The organism is Achromobacter dolens, assembly GCF_902859745.1.
GTDB classification, from domain to species: Bacteria; Pseudomonadota; Gammaproteobacteria; order Burkholderiales; family Burkholderiaceae_B; genus Achromobacter; species Achromobacter dolens.
This window is the reverse complement of sequence record NZ_CADIJW010000015.1, coordinates 37,551-60,303: the sequence shown is the minus strand read 5'-3', so window position 1 is coordinate 60,303 and position 22,753 is coordinate 37,551. Positions and strand designations below refer to the sequence as shown.

At 69.2% G+C, this 22,753-nt stretch carries 22 protein-coding genes; 11 read left to right on the top strand and 11 right to left on the bottom strand.

The window, feature by feature from the left end:
* Positions 1–78 precede the first annotated feature (78 nt).
* The 6 genes from HV783_RS13535 to HV783_RS13510 are packed head-to-tail and all read left to right on the top strand — an operon-like array spanning position 79 to position 4,575.
* A complete protein-coding gene (locus tag HV783_RS13535; RefSeq protein ID WP_167517671.1) occupies positions 79–249 on the top strand; it encodes a hypothetical protein in 171 nt (56 codons plus the stop codon).
* Positions 246–968, top strand: coding sequence for a metal ABC transporter ATP-binding protein (locus HV783_RS13530; RefSeq protein ID WP_081273351.1), 723 nt, complete (start codon positions 246–248; stop codon positions 966–968). The genes HV783_RS13535 and HV783_RS13530 overlap by 4 nt, the downstream gene beginning before the upstream one ends.
* Positions 965–1,831, top strand: coding sequence for a metal ABC transporter permease (locus HV783_RS13525; RefSeq protein WP_054500320.1), 867 nt, complete (start codon positions 965–967; stop codon positions 1,829–1,831). Before HV783_RS13530 ends, HV783_RS13525 begins: the two co-directional genes overlap by 4 nt.
* A gap of 58 nt (positions 1,832–1,889) precedes the next feature.
* Positions 1,890–2,837 carry a metal ABC transporter substrate-binding protein gene (locus tag HV783_RS13520; protein WP_162876746.1) on the top strand — a complete coding sequence of 316 codons (948 nt, stop codon included), beginning with the start codon at positions 1,890–1,892 and terminating at the stop codon, positions 2,835–2,837.
* On the top strand, positions 2,798–3,481 hold the full coding sequence (locus HV783_RS13515) for a DUF1007 family protein (protein WP_054500322.1): 684 nt from the start codon (positions 2,798–2,800) through the stop codon (positions 3,479–3,481). Before HV783_RS13520 ends, HV783_RS13515 begins: the two co-directional genes overlap by 40 nt.
* Positions 3,472–4,575: a nickel/cobalt transporter gene (locus HV783_RS13510; RefSeq protein ID WP_175189301.1), complete on the top strand. Its 1,104-nt coding sequence runs from the start codon at positions 3,472–3,474 to the stop codon at positions 4,573–4,575. The genes HV783_RS13515 and HV783_RS13510 overlap by 10 nt, the downstream gene beginning before the upstream one ends.
* A gap of 13 nt (positions 4,576–4,588) precedes the next feature.
* Here the strand turns inward: HV783_RS13510 and xerC are convergent, their stop codons facing one another.
* Genes xerC through HV783_RS13485 form a run of 5 tightly spaced genes read right to left on the bottom strand, consistent with a single transcriptional unit; the run spans position 4,589 to position 9,052 of the window.
* Positions 4,589–5,563: a tyrosine recombinase XerC gene (gene xerC / locus HV783_RS13505; RefSeq protein ID WP_054500324.1), complete on the bottom strand. Its 975-nt coding sequence runs from the start codon at positions 5,561–5,563 to the stop codon at positions 4,589–4,591.
* Positions 5,564–5,597: 34 nt separating this feature from the next.
* Positions 5,598–6,275, bottom strand: coding sequence for a DUF484 family protein (locus tag HV783_RS13500; RefSeq protein ID WP_116793399.1), 678 nt, complete (start codon positions 6,273–6,275; stop codon positions 5,598–5,600).
* 4 nt (positions 6,276–6,279) lie between these two features.
* The gene (gene dapF, locus HV783_RS13495) at positions 6,280–7,191 is read right to left on the bottom strand and encodes a diaminopimelate epimerase (RefSeq protein WP_116793400.1); all 912 of its coding nucleotides are present in this window, start codon (positions 7,189–7,191) and stop codon (positions 6,280–6,282) included.
* Positions 7,192–7,245: 54 nt separating this feature from the next.
* Positions 7,246–8,136, bottom strand: a complete 891-nt coding sequence (locus HV783_RS13490; protein ID WP_054500327.1) for a lysophospholipid acyltransferase family protein — start codon at positions 8,134–8,136, stop codon at positions 7,246–7,248.
* 49 nt (positions 8,137–8,185) lie between these two features.
* A complete protein-coding gene (locus HV783_RS13485) occupies positions 8,186–9,052 on the bottom strand; it encodes a lysophospholipid acyltransferase family protein (RefSeq protein ID WP_054500328.1) in 867 nt (288 codons plus the stop codon).
* A gap of 276 nt (positions 9,053–9,328) precedes the next feature.
* On the opposite strand from HV783_RS13485, the gene metK reads away from it, so the two are divergent.
* The gene (gene metK, locus HV783_RS13480) at positions 9,329–10,492 is read left to right on the top strand and encodes a methionine adenosyltransferase (protein ID WP_049077057.1); all 1,164 of its coding nucleotides are present in this window, start codon (positions 9,329–9,331) and stop codon (positions 10,490–10,492) included.
* Between the two features lie 65 nt (positions 10,493–10,557).
* On the opposite strand, the gene HV783_RS13475 is transcribed toward metK, so the two are convergent.
* The gene (locus tag HV783_RS13475) at positions 10,558–11,985 is read right to left on the bottom strand and encodes an amidase (RefSeq protein WP_054500329.1); all 1,428 of its coding nucleotides are present in this window, start codon (positions 11,983–11,985) and stop codon (positions 10,558–10,560) included.
* Between the two features lie 97 nt (positions 11,986–12,082).
* Positions 12,083–13,387 (bottom strand): MFS transporter, encoded by a 1,305-nt coding sequence (locus HV783_RS13470; protein ID WP_054501176.1) that lies wholly within the window; start codon positions 13,385–13,387, stop codon positions 12,083–12,085.
* A gap of 111 nt (positions 13,388–13,498) precedes the next feature.
* On the opposite strand from HV783_RS13470, the gene HV783_RS13465 reads away from it, so the two are divergent.
* A complete protein-coding gene (locus HV783_RS13465) occupies positions 13,499–14,473 on the top strand; it encodes an Lrp/AsnC family transcriptional regulator (protein WP_254603899.1) in 975 nt (324 codons plus the stop codon).
* Positions 14,474–14,527: 54 nt separating this feature from the next.
* On the opposite strand, the gene HV783_RS13460 is transcribed toward HV783_RS13465, so the two are convergent.
* From HV783_RS13460 to HV783_RS13450, 3 genes are read right to left on the bottom strand one after another with little or no spacing between them, the layout of a single operon-like run.
* Positions 14,528–17,017, bottom strand: coding sequence for a branched-chain amino acid ABC transporter ATP-binding protein/permease (locus tag HV783_RS13460; protein ID WP_175189299.1), 2,490 nt, complete (start codon positions 17,015–17,017; stop codon positions 14,528–14,530).
* Entirely contained in the window at positions 17,017–17,895 is an 879-nt protein-coding gene (locus HV783_RS13455) for a branched-chain amino acid ABC transporter permease (protein WP_054500332.1), read from the bottom strand. Before HV783_RS13455 ends, HV783_RS13460 begins: the two co-directional genes overlap by 1 nt.
* An 18-nt stretch (positions 17,896–17,913) precedes the next feature.
* Positions 17,914–19,104, bottom strand: a complete 1,191-nt coding sequence (locus HV783_RS13450) for an ABC transporter substrate-binding protein (protein ID WP_047993169.1) — start codon at positions 19,102–19,104, stop codon at positions 17,914–17,916.
* 197 nt (positions 19,105–19,301) lie between these two features.
* Here HV783_RS13450 and HV783_RS13445 point away from each other — a divergent pair, with 197 nt between their 5' ends.
* From HV783_RS13445 to HV783_RS13435, 3 genes are read left to right on the top strand one after another with little or no spacing between them, the layout of a single operon-like run.
* The gene (locus HV783_RS13445) at positions 19,302–20,261 is read left to right on the top strand and encodes a polysaccharide deacetylase family protein (RefSeq protein ID WP_054500333.1); all 960 of its coding nucleotides are present in this window, start codon (positions 19,302–19,304) and stop codon (positions 20,259–20,261) included.
* Between the two features lie 34 nt (positions 20,262–20,295).
* On the top strand, positions 20,296–21,060 hold the full coding sequence (locus tag HV783_RS13440) for a GntR family transcriptional regulator (protein ID WP_006389774.1): 765 nt from the start codon (positions 20,296–20,298) through the stop codon (positions 21,058–21,060).
* 1 nt (position 21,061) lies between these two features.
* Complete coding sequence (locus HV783_RS13435) at positions 21,062–21,685, top strand: flavin reductase family protein (protein ID WP_020925921.1); 624 nt, start codon at positions 21,062–21,064, stop codon at positions 21,683–21,685.
* Between the two features lie 18 nt (positions 21,686–21,703).
* On the opposite strand, the gene HV783_RS13430 is transcribed toward HV783_RS13435, so the two are convergent.
* On the bottom strand, positions 21,704–22,627 hold the full coding sequence (locus HV783_RS13430; protein WP_020925922.1) for a LysR family transcriptional regulator: 924 nt from the start codon (positions 22,625–22,627) through the stop codon (positions 21,704–21,706).
* Positions 22,628–22,753 lie beyond the last annotated feature (126 nt).

The window sequence follows — 22,753 nt, the reverse complement described above, 5'->3', positions numbered from 1 at the left end:
AGGTGCGGGCAAAAGCCGTCGATTCAAGCCGATTTAGATATGATATAACATAATGCTGTTTTACCGTTTGCCGCCGTCATGTCCCATTTTTCGCTCCTGCCTCCGCGGCCCGGCGCCGCGCCGCGGCTCCGCGCGTCGTTCCGTTCCGCCTTCCTCGTATCCGCCTGGCGCCGGATGGCCTTCGCCCTGGTGGCGGTCGCCGCGCTGTGGGCGCTGACCGGCTGGGCGCTGGACTGGTGGCCGCGGTGAGCGCCGCCCCGGTCGCCATCGAGCTGCACAACGCCTCCTTCGGGTGGCACGGGCACGCGGCGCTGCGCGGCGTCTCGGGCCGCTTCGAGCCGGGCGCCATGACCGCCGTGATCGGGCCCAATGGCGCGGGCAAATCGACCCTGGTCAAGGGCATCATGGGCGTACTGCGGCCGATGTCGGGCCGCGTCAGCATCGGCGGCGCCGGCCGCGCCGAGCTGGCCTGGCTGCCGCAGGCCGCCGAACTGGACCGCGCCTTTCCCGTGACGGTGCTCGACCTGGTGGCCCTGGGCGCCTGGCGCCGGGTTGGCGGGTGGCGGCGCTACGGTGGTGACGAACTCGACCGTTGCATGCAGGCGCTGGAAACCGTGGGCCTGGCGGACATGGCCGGCCGCGGCGTGGATACGCTGTCGGGCGGCCAGATGCAGCGTACCCTGTTCGCCCGCATGCTGGTGCAGGACGCGCCGGTGCTGCTGCTGGACGAACCGTTCACCGCCGTCGACAGCCATACCGCGGACGACCTGATGGCGTTGCTGTGCGGCCTGCACGGCCAGGGCCGCTCGGTGATCGCGGTGCTGCACGACATGGACATGGTGCGCGAGCACTTCCCGCAGTGCCTGCTGCTGTCGGGATCCGTGGTGGCCTGGGGCGACACGCAGTCGGTCCTGACCGACGCCCACCTGAAGACGGCGCGTCAATGGCACGCGAGGGCCTACGCATGAGCGCGTTGCAGTGGGTCGTGTCGCCCTTCATCGATTACGGCTTCATGCGGCGCGCGCTGGCCGGCGCGTGCTCGCTGTCGCTCGGCGCGGCGCCGCTGGGCGTGTTCCTGGTGCTGCGGCGTATGAGCCTGATGGGCGATGCCATGTCGCACGCCATCCTGCCGGGCGTGGCGGCCGGCTTTCTGCTGTCGGGCCTGTCGCTGTGGGCCATGATGCTGGGCGGCATCGCCACCGGCCTGGTGGTGGCCCTGCTGGCCGGACTGGTGGCGCGCCTGACGCCGCTGCGCGAGGACGCCAGCTTCGCCGCCTTCTACCTGATCTCGCTGGGGCTGGGGGTGTTGCTGGTATCGCTGCGCGGCTCGAACATGGACCTGCTGCACGTGCTGTTCGGCACGGTGCTCGGGCTGGACGACGCGTCGTTGCTGCTGGTCTCCATCACGGCCAGCGTTTCGCTGCTGGCGCTGGCCGCGCTCTACCGCCTGCTGGTGGCGGAGTGCCTGGATCCGGCTTTCCTGCGCGCCAGCGGCGGCCGCGGCGGCTGGGTCCACATGATCTTCCTGGTGCTGGTGGTGGTGAACCTGGTGGCCGGCTTCCAGGTGCTGGGCACCTTGATGGTGGTCGGCATCATGATGCTGCCGGCCGCCGCGGCCCGCTTCTGGTTGCGGTCCGCCGCCGGCCAATTGCCGCTGGCCGCCGGCATCGGCGTGGCCGCCTCGGTCGCCGGCCTGCTGGTGTCCTACCACTTCAATGTGCCGGCCTCGCCCGCCATCATCCTGGCCGCCGGCGTCTGTTACCTGTTTTCCATCGTCTGCGGTCCGCATGGCGGGCTGCTGCGGGCGCCGCGCGTTTCGCGCCGGGCCTGAACCCTCAAGGAGATTCACCATGCCTTCCCTCTTCCCGGCGCTGGCGCGCCGCCGTGTCATGCTGGCCGCGGCCGGCCTGTGGCTGTCCGCCGCTTTCGGCTCGGCGCAGGCGGCCGAGCCGTTGCCGGTCGTGGCCAGCTTTTCGATCCTGGGCGACATCGTGCAGGAAGTCGGCGGCGCCGACGTTCAGGTGAGCACGCTGGTGGGCCCGGACGGCGATGCCCACGAATACGAACCCACGCCCGCCGACGCCAAGAAGCTGGCGGCCGCCAAGGTGCTGTTCGTCAACGGCCTGGACTTCGAGGCCTGGCTGCCGCGCCTGGTCAAGGCCTCCGGCTTCGCCGGGCCGACCGTGGTCGCGTCAAAGGGCGTGACGCCGCGCAAGTTCGCCGGCCATGGCGACGGGCACGGTGACCAGCATGGCGACAAGGACCACGATCATGGCCATGCCCACGACGGGGGCGGCCATCACCACCACGACGCCGATCCGCATGCCTGGCAGAACCTGGCCAACGGCGTCATCTACGCGCGCAACGTGGCCGACGGCCTGGCGGCCGCCGACCCGGCCCGTGCCGACGCCTATCGCAAGCGCGCCGACGCCTATATCGCCCGCGTGCAGGCGGCGGACGCGGCCGTGCGCAAGACCTTCGCGGCGATTCCGCAGGAGCGCCGCAAGGTGGTCACTTCGCATGACGCCTTCGGTTATTTCGGCGATGCCTATGGCGTGAGCTTCATCGCGGCGATGGGCGTCTCGACCGAGGCCGAGCCCTCCGCGGGCGACGTGGCCCGCATCATCGAGCAGGTCAAGCGCGAGAAGGTCCCGGCGGTGTTCATCGAGAACATTACCAGCCCGCGGCTGGTGCAGCAGATCGCGCGCGAAACGGGCGCGAAGGTGGGTGGTACGCTGTATTCCGACGCCCTGTCCAAGCCCGGGCAGCCTGGCGCCACCTACCTGGAAATGTTTGAATGGAACGTTCGTCAACTCGCCGCGGCCTTGCAGCCCTGATCGCAGTGGCGGGAGCGCTGGCGGCCAACGCCGCCGCCGCGCACCCGCATATGTGGATCGACGCCCGCGCCGTCATCGACCTGGACGAGCAGCATCGCGTGACGGCGGTGCGGCAGGTCTGGCTGTTCGACGAGATGTTTGGCGCCTATGCCACGCAAGGTCTCAAGAAGGGCAAGGGCGGGGCCTTGCCCGAGGACACCCTGAAAGGCATGGCGCAGGATTGGATGAAGGCGCTGGGCGAACCGGTGTCGCATTACTTCACGCGGGTCACCGTGGCGGGCAAGAGCGCGGTGTTCGCCGCGCCGCGCGACGCGCGCGTGACCTGGAACGCCAAGACCGGCCGGCTGTCACTGGCGTTTACGCTGCCGCTGGCCGAGCCCGCCGCGCTGGACGCCGCGGGCGCGCAGGTGGACATCTACGACCCGACCTACTTCGTGGCCTACGCCTTCGACGACAAGGGGGCGGTCGCACTGGACGGACCCGGCGCGGCGGCGTGCAAGCAGGCTTACCGCAAGCCCAAGGAACTGGATTGGAACACCATGCAGCAACTGGCCGCGATCCCGGCCGATCCGGACGCGCTGCCGGAAGAGCTTTTCGCCATCACCAAGGGCCTGACGCATCGCATCGAGGTGCAATGCTCGTAGGGCGGCGTCCCGCGGCCGCGCTGGCGTGGCTGGTGGCGCTGGCCGCGATGGCATGGGCCGGCCTGGCCGACGCGCAGGGCGCGCATCCTTTCGGCGTGCCGGAGAGCGGCGCCGGCCTTGCCGGTCCGGGCTGGCTGGCGGGTTTCTTCGGCCAGGTCTCGGTGTGGCAGACCCATTTCTACCGGCAGTTGACGGCGGCCGTGCGCGCCTGGCAGGCCGATGGCGGCGCCTGGCTGCTGATCGGGCTGTCGTTCGCCTACGGCGTGTTCCATGCGCTCGGCCCGGGCCATGGCAAGGCGGTGATTTCCTCCTATGTGCTGGCCAACCGCCAGACCGCGCGCAACGGCGCGCTGCTGGCGTTGGTGTCGTCGCTGGTGCAGGCGCTGGTGGCGATCGCCATGGTGGCGGTGCTGGCGTTGGCGTTCAACGCCACGGCCGCGGCGATGAACCAGGCCACGCGCTGGCTGGAGCTGGCCTCGTATGGCCTGGTGACCCTGCTGGGCGCGTGGCTGGTCTGGGTCAAGGCGATCCGGCCGTTGTTGCGGCGGCGTCCGGCCCGCGTGGCCGCGGTGGCCGCGTCGCCCGCCGCGGCGGCGCCGGCCCTGAAGGGGGCCGCGGCCTTGCGCGCCATTGCGATCCAGGCGCCGGCGCCGATTTCTCGGGGCGGGGTCCGTGGCCACGCGCACGTTCATCCGCATGACCATCACGACGATTGCGGCTGCGGCCATGCCCATGTGCCGCCGCCTGAGCAGGTGACGGGACCGTTGAACTGGCGCCGCGCCTGGTCGGCGATCTTCGCGGTGGGCCTGCGGCCCTGCAGCGGCGCGCTGATCGTGCTGGTGTTCGCGCTGTCTCAGGGATTCTTTCTCGCCGGGGTGGCCTCGGCCCTGGCGATGGGCCTGGGCACGGGCCTGACGGTGGCGGCGCTGGCCTGCCTGGCGGTCGCGGCCGGCGGCGCGGCCAATGCGCTGGGCGCGCGCCTGTCGGGCGTCGCGGCGGCGCGCTTGCGTTACGGGGTGGAAGCCTTGGCGGCGCTGGCGGTGCTGGCGCTGGGCGTGCTGCTGTTGGGCGGCATGCTGGCCGGCGGCGGCTGAAGCGCCGCCGCGTTCAGGATTTGCGGCCCGCGCGCGGATGGGCCTGGTCGTAGGCTCGCGCCAGGTGTTGGAAGTCCAGCCGGGTATAGATCTGGGTGGTCGAGATGTTGGCGTGGCCCAGCATTTCCTGCACGGCGCGCAGGTCCTGCGCCGATTGCAGCACGTGGCTGGCGAAGCTGTGGCGCAGCACGTGCGGGTGCACGTGGGTCGGCAGGCCGGCGGCCTGCGCGATCCGGGCAAGTTGCAGTTGCACCACGCGCGGCGAAATACGCCGGCCACGGGCGCCAAGGAACAGCGCGGCGGCATCGTCGGCGGATGCGGCCGGCGGCGCCAACTGCCCGCGTACGTCGATCCAGCGCCGCAGCGCCGCCAGGGCGGCCTGGCCCACCGGCACCGAGCGGCGCTTGCCGCCCTTGCCCAGCACGATCACCTCGGCCTCTTCCAGGCTGAGCCAGCCGCGCGATTCATGGTCGGCCGAGCGCGTGTAGCGCAGGTCCAGTCCGACCAGCTCCGACAGGCGCAGGCCGCTGGAATACAGCAGCTCGAACATGGCCTGGTCGCGCAGGTCGGCCGGCTCGGTGGCCACCTTGGCCGGAGCGCGGTCGAGCAAGGCCTGGGTCTGGTCCACCGACAGGGCCTTGGGCAGGCCGCGCGGCGCCTTGGGCGCGCGCACGCCAGCCACCGGGTTGCCGGCCAGGCCGATCGCTGGGGCCCACCATTGATAGAAGCCGCGCCAGGCCGCCAGCGTGCGCGCCAGGCTGCGCGGGCCGCGGCCCTGCGCATGCAGCCGGGCAACGAACTGGCGGATATGGCCATTGCCGAGCTTGTCGAGCGGCAGCTTGGCGCGTTCGGCCAGTTCGATCAGGAAACGCAGCTCGCGCCGGTAGCCGTCCAGCGTGTGGGGCGAATAGCGGCGATTGCTTTCCAGATGGCGCAGCCAGGCGGCCATCGGATCGGGCAGGGGGGCGTCCGGCGCTTGCGTTGGCATGGCGAGTTCCGGGGCCCCTGCCGTCATGGTCGGCTCAGGCCTTGGGCGCGGCCGGGTTCAACCGGTGCAGCGCGGCCGAGGCCAACTGGCCGATGGATTCGAGGAACGCGGTGCCCATCTCGGGAGTGAAGCGTTCGGGGTCGTCGGAACCCAGCACCAGCAGGCCGACGCTGGCGCCGTCGGCTTCCAGGCGTAGCGGCACCAGCGCCAGCGACTTGGGCTTGGCGTCCAGCCAGGCGACCGCCTCGAAGGCCGTGTCGGTGCCGCAATAAGGCGTCTTCAGACTGTCGGTGAAGGTGCGCACGTCCTGGCTGACGGGTTCGCCGTAGCCGGTGTCGGGCAGTTCCGGCAGGTTCCACAGGCGCAACGCCACGTGGTTCAGGTCGAATTGTTCGGCCAGGCCGAGGGCGATCTCGCCAGGCACCAATTGCGGATCCGGTTCGGACAGCAGGCGGCAGCACCACTTGGAGATGTGGCCGCCGATGGTTTCGTTGGCGGTGGCGTTGCGCACCAGCTCGTTCAGGCGCCATTCGAGTTCGCGATTGCGTTCGCGCAGCGTGAGGATCTGGCGCTCGCCCAGCGAGATGGCGCGCGAGCCGTGCGGATGCGGCACCTGCAGCGTGGCGAAGACGTCGGCGTGCTGGTCGAAGAAGCCGGGGTGTTCCTGCAGGAAGGCAGCGATGTCCTGGGCGGTGAAAGCGGTATCGGTCATGGGGTTATCGGTTCAGCGCCATGGAGAAGACGAGCTTGTCGATATCGACCTGGCCCGTGAAGACGGATTCGGCCGGGCCGGTCATGCGCAACTGATCGCCATTCCAGGCGATGGTCAGCACGCCGCCGCGCGTCTGCACGCGCACCGGGGAATCGAGCAGGCCGCGGCGGATGCCGGCCGCCACGGCGGCGCAGGCGCCGGTGCCGCAGGCCAGCGTCTCGCCGGCGCCGCGTTCGTGCACGCGCAGGCGAATGTTGTGGCGATCGACGATCTGCATGAAGCCGGCGTTGACGCGGCGGGCGAAGCGCGGGTGGTTTTCGATCAGCGGACCGACGAGGGCGACGGGCGCGGTGTCGACGTCGTCCACCACCTGCACGGCGTGCGGGTTGGAGATGGCCACGGCCGACAGGGCCACGCTGCGCGGCAGGCCGGCGGGCACGTCGAGTTCCAGCTCCCACAGGGTATCCTGGCCTTCGGTGCGGGAGGCGAGCCCGGAGGTGTCGAACGGCAAGGCGGCCGGGTCGAAGCGGGTGCTGCCCATGTCGACCGTGACCTGCTCGTCGTCACCCTCGTCCAGCACCAGGATGCCGGTGGCGATCTCTGCGCGCAGCGGGTTGCGGTCGGACAGGCCCTGTTCGTGCACGAAGCGCACGAAGCAGCGGGCGCCGTTGCCGCAGTGTTCGACTTCGCTGCCGTCGGAGTTGAAGATGCGGTAGCGGAAGTCGGCGTCGGGCCGGGTGGCGCGTTCGACCAGCAGGATCTGGTCGGCGCCGATGCCGAAGTGGCGATCGCCCAGCGCGCGGGCGCGCTCGGGCGTCATCTCGATGGCCTGGCGGACCCCGTCCAGGACGACGAAATCGTTGCCCGCGCCATGCATTTTGGTGAAGTTCCAGTTCATGGGGGGATTATCGCCCATTCTGGCCGGGGAAACCGCCTTGGCGCGGCCCCGGGGGGAGATCCTGGATGCGCGTCAGTAGATCTTGGGTTCGCCCGGCGGCCGGGTCTTGAAGCGGCGGTGCACCCAGTAGTATTGGCTGGGGCAGCGGCGCACCCAGGCTTCCAGTTCGCGGTTCAGGCGCGCGGTGGCCTCTTCCAGCGAGTCGTCGCCGGGGAAATTCTCCAGCGGCGGCAGGACTTCCGCGTGATAGCGCCCGGTTTCCGGGTTCCAGAAGTCCAGGATCGGCAATACCGCCGCGTCCCATTTCTTGGCCAGTTGCGCGGTGGCCAGCAGCGTCGCCGCCTGCACGCCGAAAAACGGCGCGAACACTGCGCCCTGGCGGCCGAAGTCCATGTCGGGCAGGTAGTACACCGGCCGCGGCGCGCGCAGGTGGCGGATCAGTTCACGCACGCCATCCTTGCGGCTGACCAGGAACACCTCGTTGAAGCGGGCGCGGCCGGCGGCCACCACCGCGTCGATGTGCGGGTCGCTCTGCGGCGTGTACATGGTGGCCGCGCTCGGCACTTCCATGGTGAGGCGGGTGGCGGCCGCGTCCAGGCCGATGAAGTGCGGCGCCAGCAGGATCACCGCTCGGCCCTGCGCGGTCAGTTCATTGATGCGCTCGGCGCCGCTCTGCGTGACCATGTCCTTGATGGCTTCGGGCGTGCCGTACCACAGCACGCCCCGGTCGACGATGGATTGCGCCAGCGCCCGGAAATGTTCGCGCACCCAGCGCTCGCGCACTTGCTCGGGTTGCTCGGGAAAGCACAGTTCGAGATTGCGGCGCACGATGCGGGTGCGCGATTTGGCCAGGCGCATGGCCAGCCAGCCGAGCGCGGCGCCGATGCGTAGCCGCGTGGATGGCCGCATGCGGCCGAACCATTTCAGCAGATTGACCAGCGTGCGCGTTTTGGATTCTTTCATGGACAGGTGGGAGCTTTGGACCAGGGCGGCGCGGGGGCGGGCGTCGGCTTCATTGGGGCGCGGGGGCCGCGTCGTCAACGGGGGCGGGCGGGGCGCCGCGCGGGGTCTTGTAGCGGTTGTAGCTCCAGAGATACTGCTGCGGGCAGCGGCGGATCAGGGTTTCCATGGCGGCGTTGAGCAGCGCGGCCTGGGCCTGGGGGTCGGTCGGCAGCGGCTCGGGCACCCGCACATAATGGATGCGCCAGCCGCGGCCGCCCGGCAGTCGTTCGCCGGCGGTGAGGATGATGGGGACGCCGGTCTGGGTGGCCAGCTTGCCGGGCAGGGTCATGGTGTAGGCCATGCGTCCGAAAAATGGCGCCCACACGCCATCGCCGACGCCCGGGGCCTGGTCGGGGAGCATGCCGACCGACTCGCCGCGCCGCAGGGCCCGCACGAATTCCCGTACGCCCTGCATGGTGGCCGGCACGGCGTTGACCGCGGACCCGTTGCGCGCGGTTTCCAGCAGCGGCGCCAGGATGTCCTTGCGCGGCGGACGGAACATCACCGTCATTGGCATCAGGCGCGCCAGGTAGCGGGCGGTGATCTCGAAACAGCCCAGGTGGGGGGTCAGGAACAGGATGCCGCGGTTTTCGGCGCGGGCCGCGTCCACCACGGCGTTGTCGTCGGACACGACCTTGGCCAGGCTTTGTTCATTGCGGAACCAGACCCGCGGCATTTCCAGGATCATGGCGCCGGCCTCGCCGGCCGCGCGCCGGGCGAAGGCCGCGTCGGGGTAGCCGGCCTGCGTCGCGTTGGCCCGCAGGCGGCGCCGGTACTTGCCGGGAAACGCATACGCGATGCGCCCGAGCAGGCGCCCCAGCGCGTGCGCGGCGGGCAAGGGCAGGGAAGCGAACAGGCGAAACAGGACGAGCAGCATGCGGCAAATGAGTGATTACGGGCATGGTGGTGCCGGTACTCGGGTGAAAGACCCCACCCGCGGCACAAGCATAAGAACCGCATTTTCGCTTAAAATCGGTCAGTCGCCGAGTTAACCGACAACTTGCGGGGCGACGGCAGGATCCCGGCGCGTCATGCGTCGCTTGCCAAATCCGCTAAAGCGTCGCGCCCAGATCAGCGTATTCCATGCAGTCCGGGGTGCAACGCGCCTCGTGAACCTATGCTCCGGCTGTACCGGACATCAAAGGACGCATCTGTGGCCAACAACGACTTTCTCTTCACCTCCGAATCCGTTTCCGAAGGCCATCCCGACAAGGTAGCCGACCAGGTTTCCGACGCGATTCTGGACGCCATCTTCACCCAGGACCCCAACGCCCGCGTGGCGGCGGAAACCCTGTGCAACACCGGCCTGGTCGTGCTGGCAGGTGAAATCACCACCACCGCCAACGTCGATTACATCCAGGTCGCGCGCGACACGATCCGCCGCATCGGCTACGACAACACCGAGTACGGCATCGACTACAAGGGTTGCGCGGTGCTGGTCGCCTACGACAAGCAGTCGCCCGACATCGCCCAGGGCGTGGACCGCAGCTCGGAAGACTATCTGAACCAGGGCGCGGGCGACCAGGGCCTGATGTTCGGCTATGCCTGCGACGAAACGCCCGATCTGATGCCGGCCCCGATCTGGTACGCGCACCGCCTGGTGCAGCGCCAGAGCGAACTGCGCAAGGACGGCCGCCTGCCGTGGCTGCGTCCCGACGCCAAGTCGCAAGTCACCTTCCGCTATATCGACGGCCGCCCGGCGGAAGTCGACACGGTGGTGCTGTCGACCCAGCACGCGCCGGACGTCACGCAAGAGACGATCCGCGAAGCGGTCATCGAAGACATCATCAAGCCCAGCTTCCCCGAAGGCCTGATCACGCCCAAGACCAAGTTCCTGGTCAACCCGACCGGCCGCTTCGTCATCGGCGGTCCGCAAGGTGACTGCGGCCTGACCGGCCGCAAGATCATCGTCGACACCTACGGCGGCGCTTGCCCGCACGGTGGCGGCGCGTTCTCGGGCAAGGATCCGTCCAAGGTCGACCGTTCGGCCGCCTACGCTGCCCGCTACGTGGCCAAGAACATCGTGGCCGCCGGCCTGGCGCGCCAGTGCCAGGTGCAGGTCAGCTACGCCATCGGTGTGGCCGAGCCCATCAACATCACCGTCTACACCGAAGGCACCGGCGTCATTCCCGACGACCAGATCGCCAAGCTGGTGCGCGAGCACTTCGACCTGCGTCCGAAGGGCATCGTCAACATGCTGGACCTGCTGCGCCCGATCTACACCAAGACCGCCGCGTATGGCCACTTCGGCCGTTCCGAGCCGGAGTTCTCGTGGGAGGCCACGGACAAGGTCCAGGCCCTGAAGAAGTCGGCCTGATCCTCCCCGCCTGGCAAGACGCCCCTGCATGCAGGGGCGTTTTCTTTTGGACGGCGCTGGCCGGGTCAGAGGTCCCAGGCCGAGAGGTCGGGGGTGCGCATGACTGGCGCCAGGATGCGTTCCAGCGCCGCGGCGCAGTCCAATAGCGCGGCATCGGCGCCGGCGGGCGCCAGCAATTGCACCGCCATCGGCATGCCGTCGGCGTCGAACCCGGCCGGCAGCGCGATGGCCGCCGCGCCCAGGAAGTTGGCGGGACGCAACAGTCTGCCCAGGCCTGCGTGGCGCACGTCGGCAGCGTCCAAGGCCTGTGCGGCCTGGTCGCAGGCCGGCATCAGCAAGGCGTCGATCCCCTGCATGGCGGCGGCGAACGTGGCCATGTCGGCCTGCCGCCGTTGCAGCGCGGCAGCGTAGTCGGCCGGCGCGATGCGGCCGCCGGCGGCGATGCGCGCGCGCACGACTTCCCAGAGCGGCTGCGCCGGGTCCTCGGCCAGGTGGCCGAAATGGCGGTAGGCCTCGTAGGCCAGCACCAGCGAGTTGTCGTCCGCCATGCGCGCGAACGACAGCGACGCCGGCGGATGCCAGGTCGAGGGCGTGACGCCGGCCTGGTCCAGCCGTTCCTGCGCCTCGTGCCAGATCCGCAGGCCCTCGTCGGCCAATGCCGCGGGCCAGGCCTGAGGCGCCAGCACCGCGATGGCGCCGCCGCGGCGCGGAGCCGGGCGTCGCAGCGCGGCGATGCTGGCGGCGGAGACGTCCAGCGTGGCGACATCGTCGATATCCGGACCGGCCAGCACCTGCGTCAACAGGCGTGCATCGGCCACGCTGCGGGCGATGGGGCCCAGCACATCCAGAGTCTCGGACAGCGGCAGGCAGCCGGCGCGGCTGATGAGGCCCGAGGACGGCTTGTAGCCAACCACCCCGTTGAGCGCCGCGGGGGCGCGCACCGAGCCGCCCGTGTCGCCGCCCAGCGCCAGCGGGGCCAGGCCGGCCGCCACCGCGACGCCGGCGCCGCTGGACGAGCCGCCCGGCGCGCGCGGAGTGGCCGCGTCCCAGGGATTGCGGGCGGTGCCCTGGGTCGGGTTCTGGCCCGACAGGCCGAACGCGAATTCAGTCATGCGGGTCTTGCCCAGGACCACCATGCCGTGCGCCGCCAGGCCGCGCACGGCGGTGGCGGTTTCATCGCTGACCACGCCGCGGCGGGTCTGCGAGCCGCCGCTGGCGGTGGTGCCGGCCCATTGCACGCTGTCCTTCACCGCCACCGGCACGCCGTGCAGCGGGCCCATCGAAATGCCGGCCGCCAGCAGGCGATCGGCGGCGTCGGCCTGGGCCAATGCGCGTTCCGCCGTCACCTCGCTGTATGCGGCCAGGTCGGCCGCGCGGGCAATGCGATCCAGGAAATGGGTGGTGACCTGGCGCGAACTCAGTTCTCCCGCGCGGATGGCGCGGGCGAGTTCGCGGGCTTCTCGGAAATGCAGGGCGGTGTCTTGGGTTGGCATGGCTCTCACGAAAAAGGAAAAGCTCTCCGGTCCTGGCGGAGCCGGAAAGCGTTGAGATCGGGCGTCAGCGCCTGGGACGGTCTTGTTTCAGCCGGTCTTACTTGAGCGATTGGCCCCGGGTCTCGGGCATGCGGATGAACGTGATCAGCGTGATGACGGCGCCGGCCAGCACGTAATAGAAGAACCAGCGCTCCATGCCCTTGCTTTGCAGCCAGGTCAGCAGGTAGGGCGTGGTGCCGCCCAGCAGCGCCACGACCAGGTTGTAGGGCGTGCCGATACCGACGGCGCGCACGCTGGTGGGAAACTGCTCGGACATGATGGCCGGCGCGATCGACGTGTACATGGCATACAGCACCAGGCCGAACAGCTCCACGGCAAGAATCGAGCCGAATGACGGACCCAGCGTGGTCATGAGCGGGTAGAAGAACACCAGGTAGCCGGCGGCGAAGAAGATCAGCTGCGGCTTGCGGCCGATGCGGTCCGAGAGCATGCCGAACACGGGCTGCACCAGCATGAAGACGATCAGCGCGACGGTGTTGGCGGCGAACGCCACCTGCGGATCGGCCTTGACCTGGCGGATGGCGTAGGTCGGCACATACGCCACGAAGATATAGAAGGCAAACGTCGTCAGGATCGAGAAGCCGACGATGCGCAGCACCTCACGCGGGTGCTCGCGCAGCAGGGTGCGCAGCGGCTGTTTTTCGACGCCGGCTTTCTTGGCGTGCGAGAACGCCTCGGTTTCGGGGACCGCGCGGCGGATCCACATGCCGGCCAGGCCGCCCAGCGCGCCCAGGAAGAACGGAATGCGCCAGCCCCAGTCGGCCATCTCGGCCTTGGTCAGGGTCGAAGTCAGCAGCCAGCCCACCGCCGACGCGGCCAGGATGCCCACGGCGGCGCTGAAGAAGACGAAGCTGGAGTAAAAACCGCGCTTGTTGGGCGGCGCCATTTCCGCCAGGAAGGTCGTGGCCGAGGCATACTCTCCGCCCAGCGACAGGCCTTGCAGCAGGCGCGCGGCGGTCAGCAGCAGCGGGGCGGCCAGGCCGATGGTGGCATAGGTCGGGGTGATGGCGATGATCAGCGAACCGCCGGCCATCATCAGGATGGTCAGGCCCAGGGCGGCCTTGCGGCCGTAGCGGTCGGAGAAGATGCCAAGCACCCAGCCGCCGACCGGGCGCATGAAGAAGCCGACGGCGAAAATGCCGAAGGTCGCCAGCAGCGCGGCGGTCTCGTTGCCCTCGGGGAAGAACTGCTTGGAGAAGAAGATGGCGAATGACGCATAGATGGTCCAGTCGAACCATTCCACCGCATTGCCTACACTACCGGCCAGAATCGTGCGGGCGCGCGACACGGGCGCGGCGTTTGCCCCCTGCGAGGCGCGCAGGGTGGCGGAAGGGGTGCTCATAACGTCCTCGATTTTATTTTTGGTCAAATAGACCATTTAATTTTGTGTTTTTATCAATGCGCGAACGTTAGATTAATGAATATAGTCACGTCAAGTAAGGGTAAGCCCCTAATGCCGGCGCTCGATGACACCGATTTGGCCTGCCTGATCGCCCTGCAGGCCGAGCCGCGCGCCTCCTGGCGCGAGCTGGGCGCGGCCACCGGCATCGCCGAGCGCACGGTGGCGCGCCGGATCAAGCGGCTGATGGATGCCGACGCCCTGCGCGTCATTGCGGAGGCCGACCCGCTGGCCACGGGCCGCGGCGTGGTGTTGCACGCCTGGGTGCGCTGCCGTTCTGGGCGCGTGGCCGAAGCGGCCGAGGCCCTGGCGAGTCTCGGCATTACCCAGTTGGTCGTGACGCTGGCCGGCACGGCCGACCTGATGGCGGAACTGACGCTGCCGGACGCGGCCGACATGCCCGACGTGGTGACGCGCGTGCTGCCGTCCATCGACGGGGTCGAGCACGTGGAGGCACGGTTGGTGCTGCGGCCATTTCGCCGCGCCGGCCAGTGGCGCATCCGGGCTGGCGATGCCGCCGCCGAGGGGCCGGAGTCCGCGATGGCGCAGCCGCCGGCGGCGTTGACCGAATCTGAACAGCGCATCGTCGCCCACCTGATGCGCGACGGCCGCGCCAGCCTGGCTGAGTTGTCGGCCCATGCCGACGTCAGCGAGCCCACCGCCCAGCGCCTGTTGCAGCACTTGGTCGAGCGGCGCGCGCTGAGCTTCCGCGTGGAGGTCGAACCGGCCCTGGTGGGCTTTCCGGTGGAGGCGGTGATCTCCGTGCAGGTGCGGCCGCAGGCGGTCGATGCCCTGGCCGCGCACCTGGCGTTGGACCCGAACACGCGCTGCCTGTTCGGCACCAGCGGCGCTTCGCAACTGTTCTGGCATGTGCTGTGCCGCGACAGCCTGAACTTGTGGGACGTGGTCACGCGCAGGCTTGGCGAACTCGATGGCGTGCTGGCCAGCGAAGTGGGCGTGGTGATGCGCGCCTACAAGCGCTGCGGCATCGTGCGCGAGGGCGCGCGGCTGGGCGGCGAGTCCGCCTGAGCGTTCTGGCGCGGAGCCTGGCGCGCCCGCGCCGCGCCAGGCTCCGGTCGATTCTCACGCGCCGAGGTAGGCGCGCGCCAGCGCTCCATCGGCGGCGATTTCCCGCGCCGTGCCGTGCGCCGCCACGCGGCCGGACTCCAGCACGTAGGCGCGGTCGGCCAGCGACAGCGCCAGCGCGGCCATCTGGTCCACCAGCAGGATCGTCATCGATTCCGCCCGCAGCCTGTCCAGCGCCTCGAACAATTCGTCGATGATCTTCGGCGCCAGGCCCAGGGACGGCTCGTCCAGCAACAGGATCACCGGCTTGGACATCAACCCTCGGGCGATCGCCAGCATCTGCTGTTCGCCGCCGGATAGCAGGCCGGCCCGCTGGTGCAGCCGCTCGCGCAGGCGTGGAAAGCGCGTCAGCATCTCCTCTACGCGGGCTTCCCGATCGGCCGGATGCAGGAAGGCGCCCAGCCGGATGTTGTCGAGCACGCTCAGGTCCGGGAACACCTGCCGCCCCTCGGGCACCAGGACCAGACCTCGCGCCACGATGCGGTCCGCGCTCAGCCCCTGCAATTCCTGCCCTTGCAGGTGCATGCCGCCCTGGACGGGCCGGTGCAGCCCGGCCAGCGTGCGCATCAGCGTCGACTTGCCGGCGCCGTTGGCGCCCAGCAGCGCGACCATTTCGCCCTCGCGCACCTGCAGGTCGATGCCATGCAGCACCGGGTTGGCGCCGTAGCCGGTGGTCAGGTTGCCCACGCCCAGCACTTCCGGCGCGACGCCGCCGGTAACCGGACGCGCACGCGCCGTGGGCGCCTGGCGCGCCGCATCGTCGCCCAGGTAGGCTTGCCGCACGGCTTCGGACTGCTGGATCTCGCCCGTGGATCCCTGCGCCAACTCGCGCCCCGCGTCGATGGCGACAACGTGATCCGAGACGCCCATCACCAATGCCATGTCGTGCTCGACCAGCAGTACGCCGGCGCCGGCCTCGGCAATGCGCCGCAGCAGGGCGGCCAGGCGTGTCTTGTCCTCGCGGGACAGGCCCGCCGCGGGCTCGTCCATCAACAGGACGTCGGGGTCGGTGGCCAGCGCGCGGGCAATCTCCACCAGCCTGCGATCCACGTGCGCAAGATCGGCGGCCGGCGTGTCCAGGTCGCCTTCGTATCCGCAAAAGGCCAGCAGGGCGCGGGCCCGCTCGCGCGCATCGGACGACAGATAACGGCGCGCGGCCAGCAGGCCGCCCAGCCGGCCGCGCAACAGGCCCAGTGCGACGTTGTCCTCGACACTCAAAGTGTCGAACAACTGCGAGGTCTGATAGGTGCGAGCGATGCCCTCGCGCGCCACGCGGTGGGCCGGCAGGCCGGCCAGCGGCGCGGCGCCCAGCGCGACGCTGCCGCTGGTGGGCTGGTAATAGCCGCTGAGCATGTTGATGACGGTGGACTTGCCCGCGCCGTTGGGGCCGATCAACGCAGTGATGGCGGCGGGCGCGACGTGAAACGATACGCCCTGTACCGCGCGCACCCCGCCGAACGTCATGGTCAGCGTGTCGGCGCGCAGGGCGCGGCGGGCCCGGCCATTGGCGGCCAGGCCGCCCTGGCGTTGGGCCAGACGCGGTGTCAGGCCGCGTCGCCGCCGGCGGGCCAGCAGTCCCGCCGCGCCTTCGGGCGCCGCCCACAGCACCACGAGCAGGAAGGCGCCGAAGAACAACAGGCGATATTCCTCCAGGCTCGACAGCAGTTCGGGCAGCAGTCCGACTACCACCGCGCCCAGCAGGGGCCCCGCCAGCGAACCGGCGCCGCCGATGGTGACGGCCAGCACGAACAGGATCGACTGCATGAAGTTGAAGTTGTGCGGCGTGATCATGCCGGCCTGCGGCGCATACAGGCCTCCCGCCAGGCCGACCACGGCCGCCGACACCATGAAGGCCACGGCCTTCACCACCAGCGGGTTGATGCCGATGGATTCACTGGCCGTTTCACTGTCCTTGACCGCGCGCATGGCCGCGCCCCAACTGCCGCGCGCCAGCAGCGCATAACCGGCCAGCGCGGCGAACACCGTCACGATCGCGAGCATTGCCACCCCGCGGTCTCCGCCCAGCGCGCCGAGCGCGGGCTGGGCAATGCCCATCAACCCGTTCTGGCCGCCGGTGAGATCGCCGCCCTCGACCAGGGTGTGTTCCACGATGAAGCCGAAGGCGATCGTGATCATCGCCAGGTAGGGCCCTTGGACTCGCAGCGCCGGGAGCGCCAGCAGCAGCCCGAACACCCCCGCCACCGCCGCGGCAACGGGCCATGCCAGCCAGAAATTCCAGCCCGCCTGGCCGGTGAGGATTGCCACCGTGTACGCCCCGATGGCGTAGAACGCGGCATGGCCGAACGACATCTGGCCAGTCAGGCCCAGCAGCACGTTCAGGCCGATGCCGGCGAGCGCCAGCAAGGCCACGTTGCCGATCACGAAAACGTAATAGCCGTTGACGCTGGCCGCCAGGGCCAGGCTGACGACCGCCAGCAGGGCGTATGCGGCCAGCGCCGGCCAAGAGAATGCAGATTGCCGGGCCATCAGACTTTCCTCACGGCCGCGCGGCCGAACAATCCGTTGGGCCGCATGGCCAGAATGGCGATGACCAGCGCAAAGCTGATGATCTGGGTATAGCCGGAACCCAGGGCGACGGTGATCAACCCTTCGGCCACGCCGAACAGCAGGCCGGCGAGCATGACGCCCCAGGCGCTGGTGATGCCGCCCAGGATGGCGACCACGAAGGCCTTCAGTCCGAACAGGGTGCCCATGTCGGCCTGCACGTTGAACAGCGGCGCGACCAGCGCGCCGGCCACGCCCGCGAACAGCGTCGAGACGGCAAAGGCGGCCATGATGGCGCGCCGCACCGGGATGCCCATCAGCCGCGCGGCGTTGGGATTCTGTACCACGGCCAACAGTGCCACGCCCCAGCGCGTGCGTCGCGACAAGGCGTGCAGGGCGGCGGCCAATGCCAGTCCGACCAGCGGGATCAGCAGTTGCAGCGGATACACGCCCAACCCCAGGCCGCCGATTTCCAGCGGCGCTTGCGCCAGCGGAGACGGCAGGCTGCGCGGCTCCTTGCCGAAGGTGAACATCACCAGGTTGTCCAGCACGATGCCCAAGGCCACCGTCGACATGAGCCAGGCGTTCGAGCCGCGGCTGGCGAACGGTCGGACCGCCAGCCGCTCGACCACCAGGCCATACAACGCACACAAGGCCAGCGCCAGCGGCAAGGCGGCAAGCAGCGGCCAGCCCAGCGTCTGCGCAAAGGTAAAGGTCAGCACCGCGCCCAGCATCATGGAGCTGCCCTGGGCGAAGTTGACCGTGCCGGATACGGCGTAGGTCAGGTAGAAGCCCAGGGCCATCAGCCCATACATGCTACCCAGGCCCAGGCCGCTGACGATGGCGGACATCCACAGCATGCGTCTCTCCCCTCGCGCTTACTGCGCGCCCTTGACGGGCAGGATGCGGTTGTCGACGAAGTGCGTCCACACGTAGTCGTCTTCGCGCAGGGCGTCGTGCGAGGCCGGCGTGAAGGGCTGCTCGTAGGTCTTGATCAGGCCTTCGTATTTGCCGATCTTGTAGAAGCCCTGGCGCACCGCATCGCCGTCGGTGGAACCGGCCTGCGCGATCGCCAGCGCCGCCAGTTGCATGCCGTCGTAGGCATTGGCCACGCCCACGGCCGGGGTGATGTCCTGCGGGCCCTTGATGTCGGAATACTTGGCCTTGAGCGCCTGCATCACTTTCTCGCCCACCGGGCCCTGTTTGCCGAAGAAGCTGTAGGTCTGCACGAAGTGCACGTTCTTGGCGTTGGGGCCGGCCAATTCGGTGAAGCGGCCGCCGGCCGGGCCCCAGTGCGATACCACTGGCACTTTCCAGCCCATGCGGTCCAGCGACTTCACCACCTGCGCCGAGGGCCCGACATTGCCCACCAGGAACAGCGTGTCGGCGCCGGCCGCCTTCAGGCGGCTCAGTTGCGGCGTGACGTCGAGGTCGGCGGGCTGGAATTTCTCGACGCCGGCCGGCGTGATCTTGGCGGCGGCGAGCGCGGCGTCCAGCCCCTTTTCATTCGATTCGCCCCAGGGGTTGTTCACCAGGATCATGCCCGGCTTGGCGCTCTGGAACGTCTTGCGGGCGTACTGCACCATGGCGCTGTCGACGATCTCGTCCATCGCCGAGACGCGGAACACGAAGTTGGGGTTGCCCTTGTTGTGCGTGATAGCGGTGCCGGCGGCCCAAGGGCCCATGAATGGCACCTTCTCCTGGTTGACGATGGGTACGATCGCCATCGACACCGGGGTATCCAGGCCGCCGAACAGCACGGCAACCTTTTCCTTGTAGATCAGCTCGCGCGCGGCGGCCATGCCCTTGGCGGGGTTGCCTTCGTCGTCGCGCCGCACCAGCACCACCTGGCGCCCGCCCAGCAGGCCGCCCTTGGCGTTGATCTCGTCGATGGCGATGGTCATGCCGCGCGTCAAGGCTTCGCCGGCACGCGCCGATTCACCCGACAGGGCGGTGATCAGGCCGATCTTGATGGGATCGGCGGCCAGCGCGGGTTGCGCGGCCAGGCCGGCCGCGAACAGGGCGGCGGCAGTGGCGCGGAGCATGAAGGAACGGCGGGTCGGGCGCATCGGGGCACTCCTGGAAAAGTGGAATGGATCTTGCATGGGAGAGGTGCTGCTGCCGTTCCCGATGCAAGATCCATGCCACCCGCGCTTCGGTGGCGTGCCCCAGGGGGAAAACGGTGGTTTGTCGACGTTGGATCCTGTTTTTGTTTTCAAAAGAACAGGGTTTTTGTTCACAATCATGCATCAGGATTTGCACCAAAATGAATCCATCCCTGCTTCAAGGCACTAATACGGGGCCTGCCGCGCCCTGGTCCCCCGCGCCGCTGGCCGGCCACGACCGTTTCGCCTACCAGCCCATCACCGGCCGCGCGGACTACGCCTGGCCCAACGGCGCGCGGCTGGCCGTTTACCTGGGGTTCAACATCGAGCATTTCGCCTTCGGCGAGGGGCTGGGCGCCGAGCTGGGGCCGGCCTCGCCGCATCCGGATGTGCTCAATTACGCCTGGCGCGAGTACGGCAACCGGGTGGGCGCCTGGCGCTGCCTGGAACTGTTCGACGCGTTGGGACTGCCAGCAGGGGCGCTGATCAACACCGCGCTGTATGACCATTGTCCTGAGCTGGTGGATGCCTGCCTGGCGCGCGGCGACGAGCTGATCGGCCACGGCTACAGCAACGCGCATCGCCAGGGGGGGCTGGGCGAAACCGAGGAACGGGCGTTGCTGGAACACTGCCGCGATCGCATCGGCCGCCACGCCGGCAGCGCCCCGGCCGGCTGGCTGTCGCCGTGGATTTCGGAAAGCCGCGCCACCCCGGACCTGCTGGCCGAGACCGGCTACCGCTACACCTTGAACTGGTGCCACGACGACCAGCCCACGCGCATGCGCACGCGCGCCGGCGATCTGTGGGCGATTCCTTACCCGCAGGAGCTGAACGACATCCCCATGATCATGGGCCGCAAGATGGACGCGCGCGATTTTGCCGATATGATTCTCGACCAGTTCGAGGAAATGCGGCTCCAGGCGCAGCGCCAGCCCCTGGTGATGGGCATCGCGCTGCATCCGTATATCGTGGGGCAGCCCTACCGCCTGCGGCACCTGCGCCGGGCGCTGGCCCCGCTGGCGGCCGCGCGCGACCGGGGCGAGATCTGGTTCGCCACGCCGGGCCAGATCTGCGCGCACGTCGATGGGCTGCCACCGGCGCCCGGACTATCTTCCCGTTGATCGACCCTTTGCCTTCGTTGCCACCGAGTCCGCCATGCCTACCCGCGATCCCGCCAAATCCCGTCCCAGGGCGACGCCTTCTCGCCGGGCCGCCGCCGCCGTGTCCGAACACCTGGAGGACACGGCCCCCGATGCCGACATGGAGCGCCGCATCTGCGAGGCGGTCTATGAAAGTGTCATGAGCCAGCGGCTGACGCCCGGCACCAAGCTGCCCGAGGCGGCGCTGTGCGACATCTTCGGCGTTTCGCGCTCGGTCGCGCGCAAGGCGCTGCAACGCCTGGCCCACGAGCATGTGGTCGACCTGCACCACAATCGCGGCGCGGTGGTGGCCGAGCCCACCCCCGAGGACACGCGCCAGATCTTCGAGGCGCGGCGCGCGCTGGAAGCGGCCCTGTTGCCGCTGGCGGCCGCGCGCGCGACCAAGGCCGATTACGCCTCGCTGCGCAAGCAGTTGCGCGACGAGCATGCCTTGCTGCACCGCGCCGGCCAGCCAGCCTGGGCGCGCCAGGCCAGCGCCTTCCATGTGCGCCTGGGCGAGCTGTCGGGCAACGCCATCCTGCACGGCTACCTGGCCGAACTGGTGTCGCGCTGCTCGCTGATCGTGGCGCTGTATGAACCGCCCGGCAACGCCGCCTGCGAGCATGGCGAACACGTGCAGATCGTCGACCTGATGGAGCAGGGGCAGGTGGCCGAGGCGGTCAAGATCAACGACAACCATCTCGCGGACCTGGAGCGGCGCATCAGCCTGGAGCGCCCGCAGCCCGCACAAACCCTGGCCCAGATGCTGGGAATGGCCTGACATGGACATCGACTTCGATTCAATCACCGAATACCAGCGTTACAAGCTGATGGCCAGCCTGATCGTGCCAAGGCCGATCGCGCTGATCACCACCCTGTCCGAAACCGGCGTGGTCAATGCCGCGCCCTTCAGCATGTTCAACATGCTGGGCGAGGATCCGCCCATCGTCATGGTCAGCATCAACCGGCTCGAGGACGGCAACCTGAAGGACACCGCGCGCAACATCGCGCGCGATCGCGAATTCGTGGTGCACCTGACCGACGAGGCCATGGCCGAGAAAATGCACCGCTGCGGCGACCGCCTGCCGGCCGACGTCAGCGAGCTGGCGCACGCCGGCCTGGACGCCGCGCCGAGCCAGCGGGTGGCGCCGCCGCGCATCGTGCAGGCGCCGGTGGCGTTCGAATGCACCCTGTTCGAGACCCTGGAAACCGCCAGCCGCCAGATCTTCATCGGCCAGGTGCGCTGGCTGCATGCGCGCGATGGGCTGATCGACACGGACACCTGGCGCGTGCGGCTGCAGGATTATTTTCCGGTGGGCCGCTTTGGCGCCAGCTTCTACGTCACCACGCGCGACCGCTATGCCATCGGCGACATGCCGGCCAGCACCGCCATCGACGAGATCTGACAGCGCGCGGGACGTTCGTCACCAAACGGCGGCCTGCGAACCCGGCGCGCGCAGATGGCGGGCGAAGCGCTGCGCCAGGAAATCGACGAACGCCAGGGTCTTGGCGGGCAGGTTCAGGCGCTCTGGATACAGCACGTGGATGTCGGCCGGCGGCGTCGACCATTCCGGCAGGATCTGCCGCAAGCGGCCGGCCCGCAGGTGCTCGGCGGTCTCCCATTCCGATCTCATCACGATGCCGTGGCCGTCCAGGGCCCATTCCAGCGCGCTCTGGCCGTCGTTGGAGCTGACCGGGCCGCGCACCTTCACGGTCTCGGCGCGCTGGCCGGATTCGAGCCGCCAGGTGCCGTAGGCCACGTCATTCTCGCGCACCACGATGCAGCGGTGGCGCTGCAGCTCGCCCGGCGCGCGCGGCTCGCCGAAGGTCTCCAGGTAGCGCGGCGAGGCGCACAGCAGGCGCCGGTTGGAGGCGATCTTGCGGGCCGTCAGGCGCGCGTCGGGCAGGTCGCCGAAACGCACCGCCACGTCGAAGCCTTCCTCGATCAGGTTCAAGGGCCGGTCGGTCAGGCGCAACTGCACCTCCACTTCCGGATACTGACGGGCGAAATCCGACACGGCCGGCGCCACGTAGGCGCGGCCGAAGCCGAAGGTGGCGTTCAGGCGCAGCAGCCCCTGGGGCTGCGCCCGGCTGCTGGAGACCGAGCGCTCCAGCGCCTGCAGGTCGGCCAGGATGCGGCTGCCTTCCGCCAGATACAGCTCGCCCTCTTGCGTGACGCTGACGCGGCGGGTGCTGCGATTGAGCAGGCGCACGCCCAGGCGCTGTTCCAGCTTGGCCAGCCGCGTGCTGACCGCTGGCGGCGTCAGCCCCAGCTCGCGCGCGGCCGCGGACAGGTTGCCGTGCTTGACCAGCAGCGAGAAGAAGGCCAGGTCGGAGAGCGCATCCATGGGCAGATTTATAAATTGGATTTAATAAAGATTTAGGTATTTAACTAATTATAAGAATGGAGTGGGCTTATACACTGGGTTGACCGATACAGAGCCGCCTCAGGCGGCCGACCAAGAGGAGACCCG